This is a genomic window from Dorea sp. 210702-DFI.3.125 (assembly GCF_020560945.1).
In the GTDB taxonomy this organism is placed as follows: Bacteria; Bacillota; Clostridia; order Lachnospirales; family Lachnospiraceae; genus Dorea; species Dorea formicigenerans.
The window spans coordinates 143900-162434 of the sequence record NZ_JAJCNF010000002.1; the positions used below are offsets into that span (position 1 = coordinate 143900).

Sequence of the window (18535 nt, forward strand, 5' to 3'; positions counted from 1 at the left end):
GTGTGGCAGGTTTTCTGCATGTGAAGGAGCAAAAATCATGTACAGAGATCACACGAAAGAAGTTCAGATTGGAAATGTTACGATCGGAGGAGGTAATCCGATCAGAATACAGTCAATGACAAATACGAAGACGGAAGATGTGGAGGCGACTGTTGCCCAGATTCTTGCTCTCGAGAAAGCCGGCTGTGAGATCATCCGCTGCGCTGTGCCGAATATGGATGCAGCGAAAGCAATTGGTGAGATCAAGAAGCAGATCCATATTCCACTTGTGGCAGATATTCATTTTGATTATAAGCTGGCGATTGCAGCGATTGAGAACGGGGCAGATAAGATTCGTATTAATCCGGGTAATATTGGAGATGAGCAGAGAGTCCGTGCTGTTGTTGAAAAAGCAAAAGAGTACGGTGTTCCAATTCGTGTTGGTGTGAATAGTGGATCACTGGAAAAGCATCTGGTAGAGAAGTATCATGGGGTGACTGCAGAGGGACTTGTAGAGAGTGCCCTGGACAAAATACAGCTTATCGAGGAGATGGGATATAATAATCTTGTAGTCAGTATCAAATCTTCTGATGTTATGATGTGTGTAAAGGCACATGAACTGATCGCCAAGAAATGCCCATACCCATTACACGTAGGAATTACAGAGGCAGGAACATTATTGGCAGGTAATATAAAATCCTCAGTAGGTCTTGGACTGATTCTGGGACAGGGAATCGGAGATACAATCCGTGTGTCACTGACTGGATCACCATTAGAAGAGATCAAGACAGCGAAGATTATTTTAAAGACACTGGGACTTCGCACAGGTGGAATTGAGGTTGTATCCTGTCCGACATGCGGAAGAACCCAGATTGATCTGATCGGACTTGCAAATCAGGTCGAAGAGATGGTTGCAGATATCCCACTGGACATTAAGGTCGCAGTTATGGGCTGTGTGGTCAATGGACCGGGAGAAGCAAAAGAAGCAGATATTGGAATTGCCGGAGGAAAGGGAGAAGGACTCCTGATCAAAAAAGGCGAGATTGTAAAGAAAGTAAAAGAAGAGGAACTATTAGAGACATTGAGACAGGAGCTGTTGCATTGGAATGAGTAAACCGTTCTTTGAAGTATTCCCTACGTTAAAGGCAGGGGAAGATATACGTAATATGTTCGAAGGAGCGCAGGTATTAAAAGTGACGACCAACTCTGACCGGACATTTTTAAGAGTGCATATAGTAAGCCGTCATCTGATTCAGAAAACATTGGTATACGAGATGGAGCACCTGATCAAGAACCAGCTTTTCGGAAGAAGTGCCGTGCAGGTAGAGATTCGAGAAAAGTATGAGCTGTCCGGACAGTACACGCCAGAGAATGTGATGGCGGAGTATCTGGACAGCTTTCTTGCGGAGCTGGATACAAGAAGTGTTGTAGAACGCAATATGCTGCAGAATGCGAAATGTACCTTTGAAGAAGGAAATATTCTTTGCATGCAGTTAATCGACACTGTTATTGCGCAAGGAAAAAAAGATTCTCTGACAGATTATTTAAAAGGTGTGTATGCAGAACGTTTCGGATTGCCCATTGAGATTCGTGTCATGTATAAAGAACCAAAAGAAAGTACTTTGAAATACAATGATATGCGTCTGCAGCAGGAAGTAGACAGTATACTGGATCAGGTTGAGGCTGTACAGAAGCAAAAAGAGGAAAAAAAGCAGGAAAAAGAAGCAAAGTCTGGGGAAAAAGAAACATCTGGAAGCGGACAAGGTGGAAAAAATTCCGGAGACGGAAAAAATTCTGGCAGTCCTGCAAAAGGTGGATTTTCAAAAGGCAGTGGATTCCAGAAGGGTGGCTTTCGTGATAAGAAGGTGTTTGTGAAATCTGCGAAGATGGATCTTGATGAGTCAGGTTTGATTTACGGACGCCCATTTGACGATGAGCCGATTGAACTGTCAACCGTGATTGGTGAGATGGGAGAAATTACATTTCGAGGAAAAGTCATTAGCTTTGATACAAGAGAAATCCGCAATGAAAAGACCATTGTCATGTATGCAGTGACAGACTTTACTGATACGATCATGGTCAAGATGTTCGTGCGTAATGATCAACTTGCAGATGTACTGGCTGAAATTAAAATGGGTGCATTCCTGAAAATTAAAGGCGTGACCAATATTGACAAATTTGACGGCGAACTTGTCATTTCTTCTGTGTTTGGAATTAAGAAAATTTCTGATTTTACAGAATCCAGAAAAGACAATGCGGTAGAAAAGAGAGTGGAGCTCCACTGTCATACGAAAATGAGTGACATGGACGGAGTTTCCGAGGTCAAAGATCTTGTAAAGAGAGCACATGACTGGGGGCATAAGGCAATTGCGATTACAGATCATGGTGTGGTACAGGCGTTCCCGGACGCGAATCATTATATTGAGACACTGGATAAAGACGATCCATTTAAAGTTATTTATGGTGTGGAAGGATATCTGGTCGATGATTTGCAGGATGTGGCAGTCAATGAGAAAGGTCAGTCTTTAAAAGGAACCTATGTTGTATTCGATCTGGAGACGACGGGATTTAGTTCGGCAAAAGATAAGATTATCGAAATTGGTGCAGTTAAAGTTGAGAACGGAGAAATTACGGATAAGTATAGTACATTTGTGAATCCGAAGATTCCGATTCCATTTCGAATCACACAGCTTACAAGCATTACTGATGAGATGGTTATGGAATCACCGGAGATTGAGACAATTCTCCCACAGTTTCTAAAGTTCGTAGGAGATGCAGTGCTGGTAGCGCACAATGCCAGTTTTGATGTGAGCTTTATCGAAGAAAATTGCAGGCAGCAGGGCATAGAACCGGATTTTACTTCTGTAGATACGGTGGGACTTGCTCGTGTATTATTACCGACACTTTCAAAATTCAAGCTAAACGTTGTGGCAAAAGCACTGAATATTTCTCAGGAACATCACCATAGAGCAGTGGATGATGCCAGAGTTACCGCAGAGATTTATGTGAAATTTATTCAGATGCTGGAAGAACGTGGAATCGAGACACTGGATCAGATGAATCATTTTGGCGCGCACAACGCGGAAGCAATCCGTAAGATGCCGTCTTACCATGTCATTGTTCTGGCAAAGAATGATATTGGACGCGTGAACCTTTATACATTGATTTCCAAGTCACATCTGGAGTATTTTGGACGTCAGCCGAGAATGCCAAAGAGCGAAGTGTTAAAATACAGAGAGGGTCTGATTATTGGAAGTGCTTGTGAAGCAGGAGAATTGTATCAGGCAATACTGGGAGAAAAATCTGCAGAGCGGATTGCCAGAATTGTTAATTTTTATGATTATCTGGAAATACAGCCACTTGGAAATAACCGGTTCATGATTGATAGTGATCGTGTGGAGAAGGTTCAAAGTGAGGAAGATTTACGTGAGATCAACCGTGAGATCATCCGTCTTGGAGAACGGTTTGATAAGCCGGTCGTGGCGACCTGTGATGTGCACTTTATGGATCCGGAAGATGAAGTGTACCGCCGTATCATTATGGCAGGAAAAGGATTCAAAGATGCAGATCAGCAGGCACCGTTGTATTTGCATACGACAGATGAAATGCTGGAGGAGTTTGAATACCTTGGTTCAGCAAAAGCAAAAGAAATTGTCATTGACAATCCCAATATGATTGCGGATATGGTGGAAAAAATATCACCAGTCCGCCCGGATAAGTGTCCACCGGTCATTCCAGATTCAGATAAAACGCTTCGTGAAATCTGTTATAACAAGGCACATTCTATGTATGGAGATCCGCTCCCGGAGATTGTTACAGAGCGTCTGGAACGTGAGCTTAATTCCATTATTTCCAACGGATTCGCCGTTATGTATATTATCGCACAGAAATTGGTGTGGAAATCCAATGAGGACGGATATCTTGTAGGATCCCGTGGGTCGGTAGGATCTTCTTTTGTTGCGACCATGGCTGGAATTACAGAGGTAAATCCATTAAGCCCACATTACTATTGCCCGAAGTGCCACTACAGTGATTTTGAATCCGAAGAAGTACGGGCTTACGCAGGGGGCTGTGGATGGGATATGCCGGATAAGGAGTGCCCGGTGTGCAAAACCAGGCTTGTAAAAGATGGATTTGATATTCCGTTCGAAACATTCCTTGGATTTAAAGGAAATAAAGAGCCAGATATCGATCTGAACTTCTCAGGAGATTATCAGAGTAATGCCCATAAATATACGGAAATTATTTTCGGAGCCGGACAGACGTTCCGTGCCGGAACGATTGGTACGTTGGCGGATAAGACAGCATTTGGGTATGTAAAGAACTATTTTGAAGAGCGGGGAACAAGAAAGAGAACTTGCGAAATTGACAGGATTGTTCAGGGATGTACCGGTATCCGCAGAAGTACCGGACAGCATCCGGGAGGAATCATTGTACTTCCTCACGGGGAAGATATCAACTCATTCACTCCGGTGCAGCATCCGGCAAATGATATGACGACTGATATTATTACGACACATTTTGACTATCATTCCATCGACCACAACTTGTTAAAATTGGATATTCTGGGTCATGATGATCCAACCATGATCAAGGCACTTGAGGCATATATCAGTTCGCCTGCTATGGAAAATGAGTACAATGAGACGGATCATCCATTTGTAGCAACAGATATCCCTCTGGATGATCAGGGGGTAATGTCTTTATTCCATGATACATCGGCACTTGGAATCACACCAGATGATATCGGGGGATGTCCGGTAGGATGTCTTGGAATTCCGGAGTTCGGAACGGATTTCGTAATCCAGATGGTAGTAGATACAAAACCACAGACACTTTCAGATCTGATCCGTATTTCCGGATTGTCCCATGGAACGGACGTATGGCTGAACAATGCGCAGGAGCTGATTAAGAGCGGTAAGGCAACCATTTCTACAGCAATCTGTACCCGAGATGATATTATGACATATCTGATCAACAAAGGACTGGATAGTGAGGAATCCTTCACGATCATGGAGCGAGTGCGTAAAGGTACCGTTGCAAAAGGAAAATGTAAAGATTGGCCGGAGTATAAAAAAGATATGTTGGAACATGATGTGCCAGAGTGGTACATTGGTTCCTGTGAGAAAATTAAATATATGTTTCCGAAAGCCCATGCGGCAGCCTATGTCATGATGGCATATCGTATCGCCTATTGTAAGGTAAATTATCCGCTGGCATACTATGGAGCATATTTTGGAATCCGTGCAGATGCATTTTCTTATGAAATTATGTGTCAGGGCAAGGAAAAACTGCAATACTATATTGATGATTATACAAGACGGTCTGATTCTCTCAGTAAAAAAGAACAGGATACAATGAAGGACATGCATATTGTTCAGGAAATGTATGCGAGGGGATATGAGTTTCTGCCAATCGACATTTATCGCGCAAAAGCAACAAAATTCAGTATCGTAGACGGAAAGCTGATGCCACCGTTTTCCAGCATTGACGGAATGGGAGAGAAGGCTGCAGAAGCGGTGGAGGAAGCGGCAAAAGATGGTCCATATCTGTCCAAAGATGATTTTAGAAACCGTACGAAAGCAAGTAAGACGGTTGTAGATTACATGGCAGATTTAGGACTTTTAGGAGACCTTCCGGAGTCCAATCAGTTGTCATTATTTGATCTTTAACAGACAAAATGGGCAAAAAATGGACAGAAAAAGGTATACTTATAAAAGTATGTTAAAATTAAAATAATGCTTTTCAAACGCCATATTTTGTAGTAATATAATGGGGAGGAACACAATATCTTGTGATTTTGAAGAAACTAAATAGTTTCTTACCGGAGTGAGTGTGAATTGTGGAACACAAGATGTTGTGGTGGATCCGAAAAGCAGAAGAACAAAGATATATAAGAAAGGCGTGAGACATGAAGATGTTAGTGAAGACGAAAGTAATCAAAAGAAATGGAGAGGAAGTCGGCTTTGATCTGGAAAAGATCGAGAATGCAATCCGCGCAGCTAATGAAGAAGTTGATAATATTTACAAACTGAATGAATTCCAGGTCCGGGCAATTGCAGATGATATTGCAGGACAGGTAAAAAAATCAACTCACGCTATACATGTAGAAGATATTCAGGATATGGTAGAGACTGGAATTATGGGAATGCGTGGCTATGAAGTGGCACAGAAGTATGTGCGCTACCGTTATAAACGTGAATTGGCAAGAAAGTCCAATACAACAGATAACGGGATCCTTGCACTGATTGATAACATTAATGAAGAAGTCAATCAGGAAAATTCCAATAAGAACCCGGTGATCAACTCCACGCAGAGAGATTATATGGCAGGAGAAGTAAGTAAAGACCTTTCCAAGCGTGTACTTCTTCCGGAAGAGGTTGTAGAAGCACATGAACAGGGAATCATTCATTTCCATGATTCAGATTATTTTGCACAGAAAGAGCACAACTGTGATCTGATCAATCTGGAAGATATGCTTCAGAACGGAACCGTCATCAGTGAGACAATGATCGAAAAACCACACAGCTTCTTTACAGCGTGTAATGTGACGACTCAGATTGTAGCACAGGTCGCAAGTAATCAATATGGAGGACAGTCTTTTACACTGGCACATCTTGCACCATTTGTGGATATCAGTCGTAAGAAAATCCGTAATATTGTTATCTCTGAACGTAAAGCATGTGGGGAGAGTCTGGATGAGGCAATCATTGACAAACTGACAGACTGCCGTCTGAGAGAAGAGGTAAAAAGCGGAATTCAGACAATCCAGTACCAGCTTATCACACTCATGACATGTAACGGACAGGCACCGTTTGTTACCGTATTCATGTATCTGGATGAGGTGGAAGACGGTCAGACAAGACAGGATCTGGCACTCATCATTGAAGAAGTATTAAAACAGAGAATGCAAGGCGTTAAGAATGAGAAGGGTGTTTGGATCACACCGGCATTCCCGAAACTGATTTATGTCCTGGATGAAGATAATATTACAGAAGATTCTAAGTACTGGTATCTGACAGAGCTTGCAGCAAAATGTACTGCAAAGCGTATGGTTCCGGATTACATTTCTGCAAAGATCATGAAGGAACTGAAAAAGGGTGAAGTTTATCCATGTATGGGATGCAGATCTTTCCTGACAGTAGAGGATTCTCAGATGCTTCCAAACGGAAAGCATAAATTCTACGGGCGTTTCAATCAGGGTGTTGTTACAATTAACCTGGTAGATGTAGCATGTTCCGCAGAAGGAGACATGGACAGATTCTGGCAGATTCTTGATGAGAGACTGGAGTTATGCCACAGAGCACTCCGTTGCCGTCATGAGAGACTTCTTGGAACTATTTCAGATGTGGCACCGATTCTCTGGCAGTACGGTGCATTGGCAAGACTGAAAAAAGGTGAGACCATTGATAAGCTTCTATATGGCGGATATTCAACCATTTCTCTTGGATATGCAGGCCTTTATGAGATGTGCATGCGCATGCTTGGAAAGACGCATACAGATCCGGAAGCCAGACCATTTGCAATGGCAGTTATGCAGAGGTTGAATGACAAATGTGCCCAGTGGAAAGCTGCTGAGAATATCAGCTATTCTGTATATGGTACACCGATGGAGTCTACCACATACAAGTTTGCAAAATGTCTTCAGAAGAGATTCGGAATCATCAAAGGAGTTACAGATAAGAATTATATTACGAACAGTTATCATGTACATGTATCTGAGCCAATCAATGCATTTGACAAGCTGGAGTTCGAGGCAGAGTTCCAGAAACTGTCACCAGGAGGAGCAATCAGCTATATTGAAGTCCCGGATATGCAGCAGAACATTCCGGCAGTCCTTTCTGTGATGCAGTTCATCTACGAGCATATTATGTACGCAGAATTGAATACAAAGAGTGACTACTGTGAAATCTGTGGTTATGATGGAGAGATTCAGATTAAAGAAGACGAAAGTGGAAAGCTTATCTGGGAGTGCCCGAACTGTGGGAACCGTGATCAGGATAAGATGTCAGTAGCCAGAAGAACATGTGGATATATCGGAACACAGTTCTGGAATCAGGGAAGAACACAGGAGATTAAGGATAGAGTCTTACATCTGTAAAAGCAAATTGCGGAGTTAAAGTATAAAATTATACGGTTCCCGGATTTCGCATTAAAATTTGCAGATTAGTTGGAAAAAATAAAGGCTGGGAATTTTATATGAATTATGGAGAAATAAAAAAATATGATATAGCAGATGGTCCGGGAGTTCGAGTGACATTGTTTGTCTCAGGATGTCGTCATCACTGTAAAGGTTGTTTTAATGCAGAAACATGGGATTTCCATTATGGGAATCCGTACACTGAGAATACTGAAAAAGAAATTTTGGATGCATTGAACCATCCATACATTGCAGGACTTACACTTCTTGGCGGAGAACCATTTGAACCGGAGAATCAAAGAGAACTTGTAAAGCTCTTAAAAAAAGTCCGGGAAATGTATCCAAAGAAGAATATCTGGAGTTATTCCGGGTATGTATATGACAAAGATCTGATACCAGGTGGAAGAGCCTATACAGAAGTCACGGATGAGATGTTGTCTTATATAGATGTACTGGTAGATGGTCCGTTTGTAGAAGATTTGAAGGATATTACCTTACAGTTTCGGGGAAGCAGTAATCAGAGAATTTTAAATCTTCGTGAAATGAAATTATAATACAAGAGCAGATGCGAATTATAGAATATATAGTTTGTGTCTGTTCTTTTTTTTGAGAGAAGCTATGATATCAGATGAAAGATAAGAGGAGGAAATGTATATGTTAAAGAAAAAATTTGACTGGAAGGAATTAGGGATTGATCTTCTGGTGGATCTGGCAGCAGGAATGCTTGGTGCGGTTGGAATTTATAATTTTGCGCTGAATGCGAATTTCCCGGTAGCAGGATTTTCCGGAATTGCAATCATACTGTATCATCTGTTTAAGATTCCAGTTGGTGCAGGAATGATACTTCTGAATATCCCGGTCACCATTTTCTGTTACAAATATCTTGGAAAAACATTTTTCCTAAAGTCAGTAAAGACAACTCTGATCTGGTCCGTACTGACAGACTATGTGGCACCGATGCTTCCAGTGTATAATGGAAACAGGCTTTTGGCTGCACTTTGCATGGGTGTATTATGCGGAATAGGATTTGCGCTGATTTTTATGCGAGGTTCCTCTACCGGAGGACAGGATTTTATCAGTATGTCCATCAAGAAAGCAAAACCACACATGACACTCGGTATGATCACATTCGGTTTGGATATCTGTACGATTATCCTTGGAAGTGCACTGGTATTCAAAGAAGTTGACGGACTGATTTATGGAATCCTTGTGACATATCTTATGGCGACGGTTATGGATCGTATTATGTATGGAATTGATGAAGGTAAGATGACATTGATTGTAACAAAGCAAGGAAAAGAGGTGGCAGAACAGATTGATGAATATGCAGGCCGTGGTTCAACGATTCTGGAAGGTGTGGGAAGCTATAGTGGTGAAAAAAAAGACGTGGTCATGTGTGCATGCAATAACAAGCAGATGTATACGATAAAAAGAATGGTAAAAGAGATAGATCCGAAAGCATTTACGATCATTATGGAATCCAATGAAGTTGTCGGAGAAGGATTTAAGCAGGAATAGAGATATCTAAAAGGACAACATTTATAAAAATAAGATTCCTTTTTTGATAGTTATTGAAAAAAGGAATCTTATTTTTGCGATACAAGTTATGAATTCAATTGCTCAAGAATCTTTTCGGCGTTGTAATCAGGAAGCTGTTGCAATGCAATATCATAAATAGGTTGGATAATATCTAGTGGCTCTAGGAGTGATTCTGCAATTTGATTGACAGAATACTGTAATTCAATTCGTTTAATAACTTGCTTGATTAAATGGAGTCGTTCGCCTTCAATTCGCCCGGCACGTTCACCTTCGATTCGCCCGGCACGTTCGCCTTCGATTCGTCCCTCAAGCCGTCCTTCCTCGCGGCTGACCCGTCTGGTCTCCTGTACGTCGTAAGCCTGAAAATTGTCAAACATCATACTGAATTTCCTCCTTGTGATCTGGTCTGTAACCTCGTAAACTTCTTCATCAGGTACATTTAATTTATGAAGAAGAACGGCGATCACTTTACCAATAATTTTTAACAGATAATCTGGGGTGTCTTCTGTAAGATGTTCCGTGTATTTTTTAGGGATATCTTTTAAGGCATGAAATTCTGAGGAACTCTGAAGCTGATTAATCAGAAAGATTAAAGAGAGTTCGTCGTTCTTTTCAATCAAATCCTGTTTGGAATATTTGTTTAACGGAACGACCAGGTAATTGAAACTTGGTATGTAATCTCCGAAGACATCACTCAAAAAGACGCGATTCTTAAAGTTCAACGGTGCAGACCATGTGCTGCTCCCCTCGTAATATACGATAGGCAGGATTGGTGGATAAAGAAAATCCTTAGATTTTGTGGTACCTTTATGTAACTTTTCCTGTTGCGCGGCATAATCTGTCCAGATAAATACAATATAACGGAGTATTCGGAAGGACATATCAAAATCATTTTCTGACTGGTGTTCGATGAGTGCAATCAGATAAATCTCAGAATTGCCTATCCAAATTTTATTCACGGTATCAGAGTCTCTGGATTCCTGAAATAAAGGCAGAAAATGTGAAGAAACATTTTCAATATCTTCGGGCTTAATCTCTTTAAAAAGAGGAATGTCCGTGTAACCTTTTAGGAACTGAGCACAAAGTACCGGGTCTCCGAATACAATTTTAGCAGCGTTGTCTTTTGTGTGAGTATTGTGTACCCCATTTGAAGTTGTCGTATTGTTTGTTTCCATAAATCTCCTCTCTGGGCAAATGTGATATGGAAACTATCTGAATATATTTTAACATTTTGAGTATAAAAAGACAATGCAAAAAGAGCATATGATGAGAAAATGTAATTACATTCAGAAGTACCGTATCATTTGCCCGGTGAAACTGTAGCTATACCAGTGCCGGGAATCACTGAAAGCTGCGGTGAATGAGTAACTTCATCAAAAATCTGAGTGAATTATTTGCTGAAAAAGCAAATGAAATTCAGAATTGAAATCTTGGCTAGAGATTTCTATGGGCGTTGAAACATAATGAAAATATCATGCCCGAAATTTGATGTAGATGTAGTGTAACATAGGGAGAATAATAAAGCAAGAAAAGACTGAAAGAATTGTGAGACTAAGAGAACCATAGGAAAAGTCGAATTATTTTCCCTATGGTTCATTTTAATATTAATTGCATTGTATGCTATATATTTTCACCAGTTCTGTAATCATTTCAACAGCCTTATCCATACCTTCTACTGTAATATGTTCATACGGTCCGTGATATGCGTATCCGCCGGTTCCGAGATTCGGGCAAGGAAGACCGCGGAAGCTGAGCTGGCATCCGTCTGTACCGCCGCGGACTGGTAAACACACTGGTGTAAGACCGACAGCTTCGCAGGCTTTTTTTGCATTATCAATCAGATGCATATGCTGCTCAATTACTTCTCGCATATTGCGATATTGATCTTTTAATGTGAGTGAGACAGTTCCTTCACCCCATTTTGTATTTAAGTCGTCTGCAATCTGCTGCATAATTTCTTTACGGTGATTGAAATTTTCTGCATCGTGATCTCGGATAATATAGTTCAATTTTGCATAACTGCACTCACCTTCCATCTTCATGAGATGATAAAATCCTTCATATCCATCTGTATCGCGAGGCCTCTCACCTTTTGGAAGCATAGAATCAAATTCCATAGCGACCAGACTGGCATTGATCATCGTATCTTTGGAAGAACCCGGATGTACACTGACTCCGTGAAATTCTACGACAGCACTGCTTGCGTTAAATGTCTCGTATTCAATTCCGTTTTCCATACCGCCATCCAGTGTGTAAGCAAAATCAGCACCGAATGTTTGCAAATCGAAATGTGAAGCGCCGGTTCCAGTTTCTTCATCAGGTGTAAATGCAATACACAGGGGACCGTGTGGAATGCTTTGAGTTTTCAGTCGTTCGACCATAGTCAAAATGCCTGCGATTCCAGCTTTATCATCGGCACCAAGAATTGTTGTTCCGTCACTGGTGATTAATGTGCGTCCTTTCATAGATTTTAAATGCGGAAACATTTCCGGACTTAAGACAAGTTCACTTTCGCCAAGTGCAAGAGCTTCTCCATCATAATTCTCTGTAATCATCGGTTTTATATCATGGTCACAATAATCTGAAACCGTATCCATATGTGCAATAAAACCAATTGCAGGTGCATTTTCACATCCTGGAGTTGCCGGAATCTTTCCATACAGAAAGCATGTATCTGTCAATGTTACATCACAGATGCCTAATTCCTCCATTTCCTTTTTTAAAACATTTGCCAGGTCAAACTGGCACTGGGAAGAAGGTGTTGTCTCACTTTCCTCATTGCTCGGTGTGCGAATTACCACATATTTCAGTAATCGTTCATATGCGTTCATAAAATATAACTCCTTTAAATTAATAGAATATTAAAGATTTTTCACTGTGATACTCACAAAATGTTCTGTGCATCACAATCGTATATCCTGACATTATTCTTTGCAGACATCGACCCATTTTTTTGCAACTGAGACTGATTCTAATTCTGCAATTGTAAGTTTGACTGCACTGTGGTCATTACCTGCTGCTGGATATACAATATCGAATTTTCTCAGGGATTCGTCTAGATAAACAGGAATTCCTTCTTTGATGCCGAATGGGCATACACCGCCCGGAGCATGTCCAATATATGCTTCAACGTCATCAAATGGAATCATTTTTGCTTTTGTATGAAATGTATCTTTATACTTGTGATTATCGATTCTTGCTGTTCCTTCCGTCAGAATCAAAATCGGGGTATCACCGATCAAAAAAGATAATGTTTTGGCAATCATGCCTGGTTCTACACCAAGTGCCTGCGCTGCAAGCTCTACTGTTGCGCTGGAATCCTCCAGTTCGATGATATGGTCTACATAACCTTTTCCTTCCAGATATTTTTTTGCTTTCGCTAATGACATAATAAAAGCCTCTTTCCAAACTGATATCATAGATATCAGAAAAATGATATTTTGTAAAACTCTCTGACCTTAATGTTTCTATTGTATCATAAAAATGGTTAGAGAAAAGCAGGAAAAAATTAATTTTTTGTTCGAGATGTATTTACGAATTCGTTGCTTTTCGTCTAAGGGGTGGTATATAATAAAATGAAAGTGTTCCATGGTACCTTGTATTATTTAAATAGGTATTTAAGGAAGTATTCTTGAAAATATGATCAGGAGGCATAGAGAATGAAATTAACAAAGTTATTGGAGCGTCTGGATTACAAGGTGGTCGCAGACAGTGATAATATAGAGATTACAGAACTTGTCAATGATTCCAGAAAGGTCGTACCGGGAAGTGTGTTCGTATGCATCAGCGGTGCTGTTTCAGACGGTCATCAGTATGTAAAAGATGTAGCAGAAAAAGGTGCTGCAGCGGTTATTGTGGAAAAAGATGTGGAAGTGCCAGAGGGATTGACAGTTATCAAAGTAGAAGATACAAGATACGCACTGGCACTTATGTCAGCAGCCTACTTCGGATATCCGGCTGAAAAGCTTAAGACCATTGGAATTACCGGTACCAAGGGGAAGACAACAACAACTTATATGGTAAAAGCTATTCTGGAGGAAGTAGGACACAAAGTCGGATTGATTGGTACGATTGAGGCAATCATCGGGGATAAGACCATTCCATCTAATAATACAACACCAGAGTCTTACACGATTCAGAAGTATTTTGCACAGATGGTGGAAGCAGGATGTGACTGTGTGGTTATGGAGGTTTCTTCACAGGGACTGATGCTTCACAGAACCGCAGGGATTATGTTTGATATCGGAATCTTCACAAATCTTGGAGAAGACCATATTGGACCGAATGAGCATAAAGATTTTGAGGACTATAAGCGCTGTAAAGGACTTCTGTTCAAACAGTGCAAAGTTGGAATTGGAAATGTAGATGACAAGTGGTTCGAAGATGTATTTAAAGGTGCAACCTGCGAAATTGAGACATTTGGATTTGGGGAGAAGGCAGATCTTCGTGCAATCGATGTGAAGCACATCTCAAGACCGGGATATCTTGGAGTTTGGTACCATGTGACAGGACTGATGGACTTTGATGTGGAAATCGACATTCCTGGAGAATTCAGTGTGTACAATTCACTGACAGCTATTGCAGTATGCAGACATTTTAATGTACCGATCGAGAAAATCAAAGATGCACTGAAAGTCGCAAAGGTCAAAGGTCGTATTGAGATGGTCAAGGTATCCGATGATTTTACACTTATGATTGACTATGCGCATAATGCTATGGCACTGGAAAGCTTGTTACACACACTTCGTGATTACAATCCGGGACGTATTGTGACGGTATTTGGCTGTGGCGGAAACCGTTCTAAAACAAGACGTTATGAGATGGGAGAGGTATCCGGAAAACTGTCTGATTTTACAATCATTACTTCAGATAACCCGAGATTCGAAGAGCCACAGGCAATTATTGATGATATCATCGTGGGTATGAAAAAGACAGATGGAAAATATATCGACATCTGTGACCGTAAAGAGGCAATCCGTTATGCCATCGAGCATGGACGTCCGGGTGATGTCATTGTGCTGGCTGGAAAGGGACATGAGACATATCAGGAAATCAAAGGCGTGAAATATGACATGGATGAGAGAGTCCTGATTAAAGAAGTATTGGAAGAACTTAAAGGAGAGTAATGTTCGCTGATATTATTATTGATATTACGCATGAAAAATTAGATAAAGTGTTTCAGTATCGCATCCCCCCAGAACTTGAGGGGGTGCTTCAAGTTGGAATGGAAGTTATAGTTCCATTTGGCAAAGGGAATAAAGAAACTCATGGATATGTGATAGGATTTTCTGAAAAAGCAGATTACGACCTCGCAAAAATTAAAGAAGTTCTTTGTATTGAAGAAAACCATCAGGAAATCGAGTCAAAACTTATTGCTCTAGCTGCATGGATCCGAGAATACTATGGTGGAACTATGATTCAGGCATTGAAGACGGTACTTCCTATTAAGAAAAAAGAGCGGATCCAGCACAAGCGCAAGGTGAAGCTTCTTTTAAATGAAGAGGAAGGAAAGAAGCAGTTAGATATTTATCTGCACAAGAACCAAAAGGCAAGAGCAAGGCTTTTGGCAGGGCTGTTAGATCAGCCACAGCAGGACTATGAGCTCATTACAAAGAAGTTAAATGTCACACTTTCGGTCATTCGTTCTCTGGAAGAGCAGGGAGTATTGGAGATTCAGGAAGAAGAGAATTTCCGTAATCCGATACACTACCAGAAAAAAGATTTCGGTCCACTTACACATACACCAGAACAACAGCAGGCAATCGACACATTCTGGAAAGATTACAGTCAGAGACATTACGGAACATATCTGCTTTATGGCGTAACCGGAAGTGGGAAGACGGAAGTTTATATTGAGATGATCAGTCGGGTGGTTAGTCAGGGAAAACAGGCAATTATGCTGATTCCAGAGATCGCGCTGACTTATCAGACGGTGATGCGCTTCTATGCCAGATTTGGAAACCGGGTGTCGATTTTGAATTCCAGACTTTCCCAAGGAGAGCGATCTGATCAGATGGAGCGTGTCAGACGTGGAGAAGTGGATGTGATGATTGGACCTAGATCTGCGCTTTTTACACCATTTTCCAATCTGGGACTAATCGTGATTGATGAAGAGCATGAGCCTACTTATAAAAGTGAGCAGGTGCCAAGATATCATGCAAGGGAGACTGCAATACGCCGTGCACAGATTGAACAGGCAAGTGTCGTACTTGGTTCAGCAACACCTTCTGTGGAAGCATTTTCCTGGTGCCAGGGCGGAAGCTGCACGATGCTGGAATTAAAGAACCGTGCTACCAGGCAAGTGATGCCAAAGGTATACACGGTCGATATGCGGGAAGAATTAAAGAATGGAAACCGCAGTATTTTAAGTGACAGACTGACAGAACTTATGGAAAAGTGTTTAAGTGAGCACCACCAGATGATGCTTTTCCTCAATCGGCGTGGATATGCGGGGTTCGTCTCTTGCAGGTCCTGTGGATATGTAGTAAAATGTCCTCATTGTGATGTTTCGCTCTCAGAGCACAGAGGAGGCAGGCTCATCTGTCATTACTGTGGGCATGAGGAGAGGATGATCAAAACTTGTCCGTCCTGTGGCTCCCCTTATATTGGTGGATTCCGCATGGGAACGCAGCAGGTAGAGGATCTGGTAAAGAAGCGCTTTCCACAGGCAAGAGTCCTGCGTATGGATCTGGATACGACAAAGAATAAAGACGGGCATGAGAAGATTCTGTCAGCGTTTGCAAACGAAGAAGCAGATATTCTGATCGGGACGCAGATGATTGTGAAAGGTCATGATTTTCCTGGGGTAACACTGGTTGGAATTCTGGCGGCAGATATGTCACTGTATGGGGACGATTACCGTTCCGGAGAACGTACATTTCAACTTCTTGTGCAGGCTGCAGGCCGTGCCGGGAGAGGGAATCTTCCGGGAGAGGTTGTGATTCAGACATACAGTCCAGAGCATTATAGTATTGTAAATGCCGCAAAGCAGGATTATGAAAGTTTTTATGAAGAAGAAATCAGTTACCGGAGACTTATGGGATATCCGCCGGCTGCCGGGCTGATGGCAATTTATGCATCAGGGGCAGACGAGGCACTTCTTACGAAAGCTTCAGGATACCTGAAAGATTTTGCAGTGCGGGCAGCTGGAGAAGCACCGATGGCAGTCATTGGACCAGCAAGTCCAGGCATAGGAAAAATCAATGATATTTACCGTAAGGTCATCTATTTGAAAAGTGAAGATGAAAGAATCCTGATGGCGGTGAAGGAGCGGATGGAAAAATACATTGAGATCAATCGGGGCTTTCAGTCATTGAAGATACAGTTTGATATGAATCCGTAATAATAAGATTATCAGAGTGAAGACATGATGCCGATGCAAAGCAGGTTACAATCCACAGGCGTCATAAGATAGAATGTAGCAGGTAAAGGAGAAAAAAGATTATGGCAATCAGAGAAATCAGAGTGCTTGGGGACGATGTTTTGACCAAACACTGTAAAGAAGTAACAAAGATGAGTATCCGTACAAAGATTTTGATCGAGGATATGTTAGATACCATGTATGAGGCTATGGGAGTCGGACTTGCAGCACCACAGGTCGGAGTGTTAAAAAGAATTGTAGTGATTGATGTAGGGGAAGGTCCGATCATACTGATCAATCCGGAGATTTTGGAAACTTCCGGAGAGCAGACAGGAGAAGAAGGATGCTTAAGTGTACCTGGAAAATGTGGACAGGTGACAAGACCGAACTATGTAAAAGTCAGAGCTTTGGATGAAGATATGAATGAGTTTGAGATGGAAGGCGAAGGACTTCTGGCGAGGGCGTTCTGCCATGAGATCGATCATCTGGATGGAAAAATGTATGTAGATCTTGTTGAAGGCGGTATTCACAATGTAGAAGAGGGAGAGGAATAGATGAAAGTCATATTTATGGGGACACCGGATTTCTCTGTTGGCACATTAGAGGCGCTTGCAGAAGCCGGGCATGAGGTTGTTCTTGCAGTGACACAGCCGGATAAACCGAAAGGGCGTGGCGGCAAGATGCAGTATACGCCGGTCAAGGAAGCAGCTCTTGCCCGGGACATTCCGGTTTATCAGCCAAAAAAGATCCGGGAGCCGGAATGTATTGAAGAATTGAAAAAATATAACGCAGATATTATGGTTGTTATTGCGTTTGGGCAGATTCTTCCAAAGGAAATTCTACAGATGACACCTTATGGCTGCATTAATGTCCATGCATCTTTACTTCCAAAGTATCGAGGAGCTGCACCGATTCAGTGGGCAGTCATTGATGGTGAGAAGTTTTCCGGTGTGACAACGATGCAGATGAACGAAGGCCTGGATACAGGAGATATGATCTTAAAGACAGAAATCCCGCTAGATCCAAAGGAGACTGGTGGAAGCCTGCACGATAAACTGGCAGAGGCAGGAGCAAAGCTTTGTGTAGAGACTTTGAAATGTCTGGAAGATAAGACAGCTACATGGGAGCCGCAGGGAGAGAGCACGACTGCATATGCAAAGATGCTGGATAAGAATCTTGGTAATATTAACTGGAATGATCCGGCTGTTCAGATTGAGCGCCTGATCCGAGGTTTAAACCCATGGCCAAGTGCTTACACACACTGGAATGATAAAGTGATCAAGCTGTGGCAGGCAGATGTCGTGGAAGACAATACAGACCAGGAAGCCGGAACGATTGTAAAAGTGGAAAAAGACAGTTTTTATGTCCAGACTGGTGAAGGACTTCTGAAGATTGAGGAACTCCAGCTTCAAGGCAAAAAACGTATGGATGCAGGCGCATTTCTTAGAGGAAATCACCTGGAATATGGAGAAATTCTAAAAAAATGTTAAGAAAGTATGAAAAGACGTGTTTTTGCG

General features: G+C 41.7%; 12 protein-coding genes. 9 read left to right on the plus strand and 3 right to left on the minus strand.

Going from position 1 to position 18535, the window contains the following annotated elements; all coding sequences use genetic code 11:
- The first annotated feature begins 37 nt into the window (after window positions 1–37).
- The 5 genes from ispG (at window position 38) to LI164_RS01815 (ending at window position 9637) form a co-directional block, all read left to right on the plus strand.
- Window positions 38–1093: a flavodoxin-dependent (E)-4-hydroxy-3-methylbut-2-enyl-diphosphate synthase gene (gene ispG / locus LI164_RS01795; RefSeq protein ID WP_005334370.1), complete on the plus strand. Its 1056-nt coding sequence runs from the start codon at window positions 38–40 to the stop codon at window positions 1091–1093.
- Window positions 1086–5651 (plus strand): PolC-type DNA polymerase III, encoded by a 4566-nt coding sequence (locus tag LI164_RS01800; RefSeq protein ID WP_005334368.1) that lies wholly within the window; start codon window positions 1086–1088, stop codon window positions 5649–5651. The genes ispG and LI164_RS01800 overlap by 8 nt, the downstream gene beginning before the upstream one ends.
- Before the next feature lie 239 nt (window positions 5652–5890).
- A complete protein-coding gene (nrdD, locus tag LI164_RS01805; RefSeq protein WP_005334365.1) occupies window positions 5891–8080 on the plus strand; it encodes an anaerobic ribonucleoside-triphosphate reductase in 2190 nt (729 codons plus the stop codon).
- Between the two features lie 98 nt (window positions 8081–8178).
- The gene (nrdG, locus tag LI164_RS01810) at window positions 8179–8673 is read left to right on the plus strand and encodes an anaerobic ribonucleoside-triphosphate reductase activating protein (RefSeq protein WP_005334363.1); all 495 of its coding nucleotides are present in this window, start codon (window positions 8179–8181) and stop codon (window positions 8671–8673) included.
- A 100-nt stretch (window positions 8674–8773) separates the two neighbouring features.
- Window positions 8774–9637: a YitT family protein gene (locus LI164_RS01815; protein WP_005337149.1), complete on the plus strand. Its 864-nt coding sequence runs from the start codon at window positions 8774–8776 to the stop codon at window positions 9635–9637.
- 86 nt (window positions 9638–9723) lie between these two features.
- Here LI164_RS01815 and LI164_RS01820 read toward each other — a convergent pair whose 3' ends face one another.
- The 3 genes from LI164_RS01820 to LI164_RS01830 form a co-directional block, all read right to left on the minus strand.
- Window positions 9724–10833, minus strand: a complete 1110-nt coding sequence (locus LI164_RS01820) for an Rpn family recombination-promoting nuclease/putative transposase (RefSeq protein ID WP_005334361.1) — start codon at window positions 10831–10833, stop codon at window positions 9724–9726.
- Between the two features lie 429 nt (window positions 10834–11262).
- Window positions 11263–12489, minus strand: coding sequence for a peptidase T (gene pepT, locus LI164_RS01825; RefSeq protein WP_005334360.1), 1227 nt, complete (start codon window positions 12487–12489; stop codon window positions 11263–11265).
- Window positions 12490–12582: 93 nt separating this feature from the next.
- Window positions 12583–13047: a YbaK/EbsC family protein gene (locus LI164_RS01830; protein ID WP_215683956.1), complete on the minus strand. Its 465-nt coding sequence runs from the start codon at window positions 13045–13047 to the stop codon at window positions 12583–12585.
- 270 nt (window positions 13048–13317) lie between these two features.
- Here LI164_RS01830 and LI164_RS01835 point away from each other — a divergent pair, with 270 nt between their 5' ends.
- The 4 genes from LI164_RS01835 (at window position 13318) to fmt (ending at window position 18508) form a co-directional block, all read left to right on the plus strand.
- A complete protein-coding gene (locus LI164_RS01835; RefSeq protein ID WP_227086662.1) occupies window positions 13318–14784 on the plus strand; it encodes a UDP-N-acetylmuramoyl-L-alanyl-D-glutamate--2,6-diaminopimelate ligase in 1467 nt (488 codons plus the stop codon).
- On the plus strand, window positions 14784–17000 hold the full coding sequence (gene priA, locus LI164_RS01840; protein WP_227086663.1) for a primosomal protein N': 2217 nt from the start codon (window positions 14784–14786) through the stop codon (window positions 16998–17000). Before LI164_RS01835 ends, priA begins: the two co-directional genes overlap by 1 nt.
- Window positions 17001–17101: 101 nt before the next feature.
- Entirely contained in the window at window positions 17102–17572 is a 471-nt protein-coding gene (def, locus tag LI164_RS01845; RefSeq protein WP_005334354.1) for a peptide deformylase, read from the plus strand.
- Entirely contained in the window at window positions 17573–18508 is a 936-nt protein-coding gene (gene fmt / locus LI164_RS01850; protein WP_005334352.1) for a methionyl-tRNA formyltransferase, read from the plus strand. It abuts the gene before it with no gap.
- Window positions 18509–18535: the final 27 nt, after the last annotated feature.

Excerpts from the sequence above, each read along its gene's own strand:
- ispG (WP_005334370.1), top strand. The coding sequence starts at position 38 with ATGTACAGAGATCACACGAAAGAAGTTCAGATTGGAAATGTTACGATC.
- LI164_RS01800 (WP_005334368.1), top strand. The coding sequence starts at position 1,086 with ATGAGTAAACCGTTCTTTGAAGTATTCCCTACGTTAAAGGCAGGGGAA.
- nrdD (WP_005334365.1), top strand. The coding sequence starts at position 5,891 with ATGAAGATGTTAGTGAAGACGAAAGTAATCAAAAGAAATGGAGAGGAA.
- nrdG (WP_005334363.1), top strand. The coding sequence starts at position 8,179 with ATGAATTATGGAGAAATAAAAAAATATGATATAGCAGATGGTCCGGGA.
- LI164_RS01815 (WP_005337149.1), top strand. The coding sequence starts at position 8,774 with ATGTTAAAGAAAAAATTTGACTGGAAGGAATTAGGGATTGATCTTCTG.
- LI164_RS01820 (WP_005334361.1), bottom strand. The coding sequence starts at position 10,833 with ATGGAAACAAACAATACGACAACTTCAAATGGGGTACACAATACTCAC.
- pepT (WP_005334360.1), bottom strand. The coding sequence starts at position 12,489 with ATGAACGCATATGAACGATTACTGAAATATGTGGTAATTCGCACACCG.
- LI164_RS01830 (WP_215683956.1), bottom strand. The coding sequence starts at position 13,047 with ATGTCATTAGCGAAAGCAAAAAAATATCTGGAAGGAAAAGGTTATGTA.
- LI164_RS01835 (WP_227086662.1), top strand. The coding sequence starts at position 13,318 with ATGAAATTAACAAAGTTATTGGAGCGTCTGGATTACAAGGTGGTCGCA.
- priA (WP_227086663.1), top strand. The coding sequence starts at position 14,784 with ATGTTCGCTGATATTATTATTGATATTACGCATGAAAAATTAGATAAA.
- def (WP_005334354.1), top strand. The coding sequence starts at position 17,102 with ATGGCAATCAGAGAAATCAGAGTGCTTGGGGACGATGTTTTGACCAAA.
- fmt (WP_005334352.1), top strand. The coding sequence starts at position 17,573 with ATGAAAGTCATATTTATGGGGACACCGGATTTCTCTGTTGGCACATTA.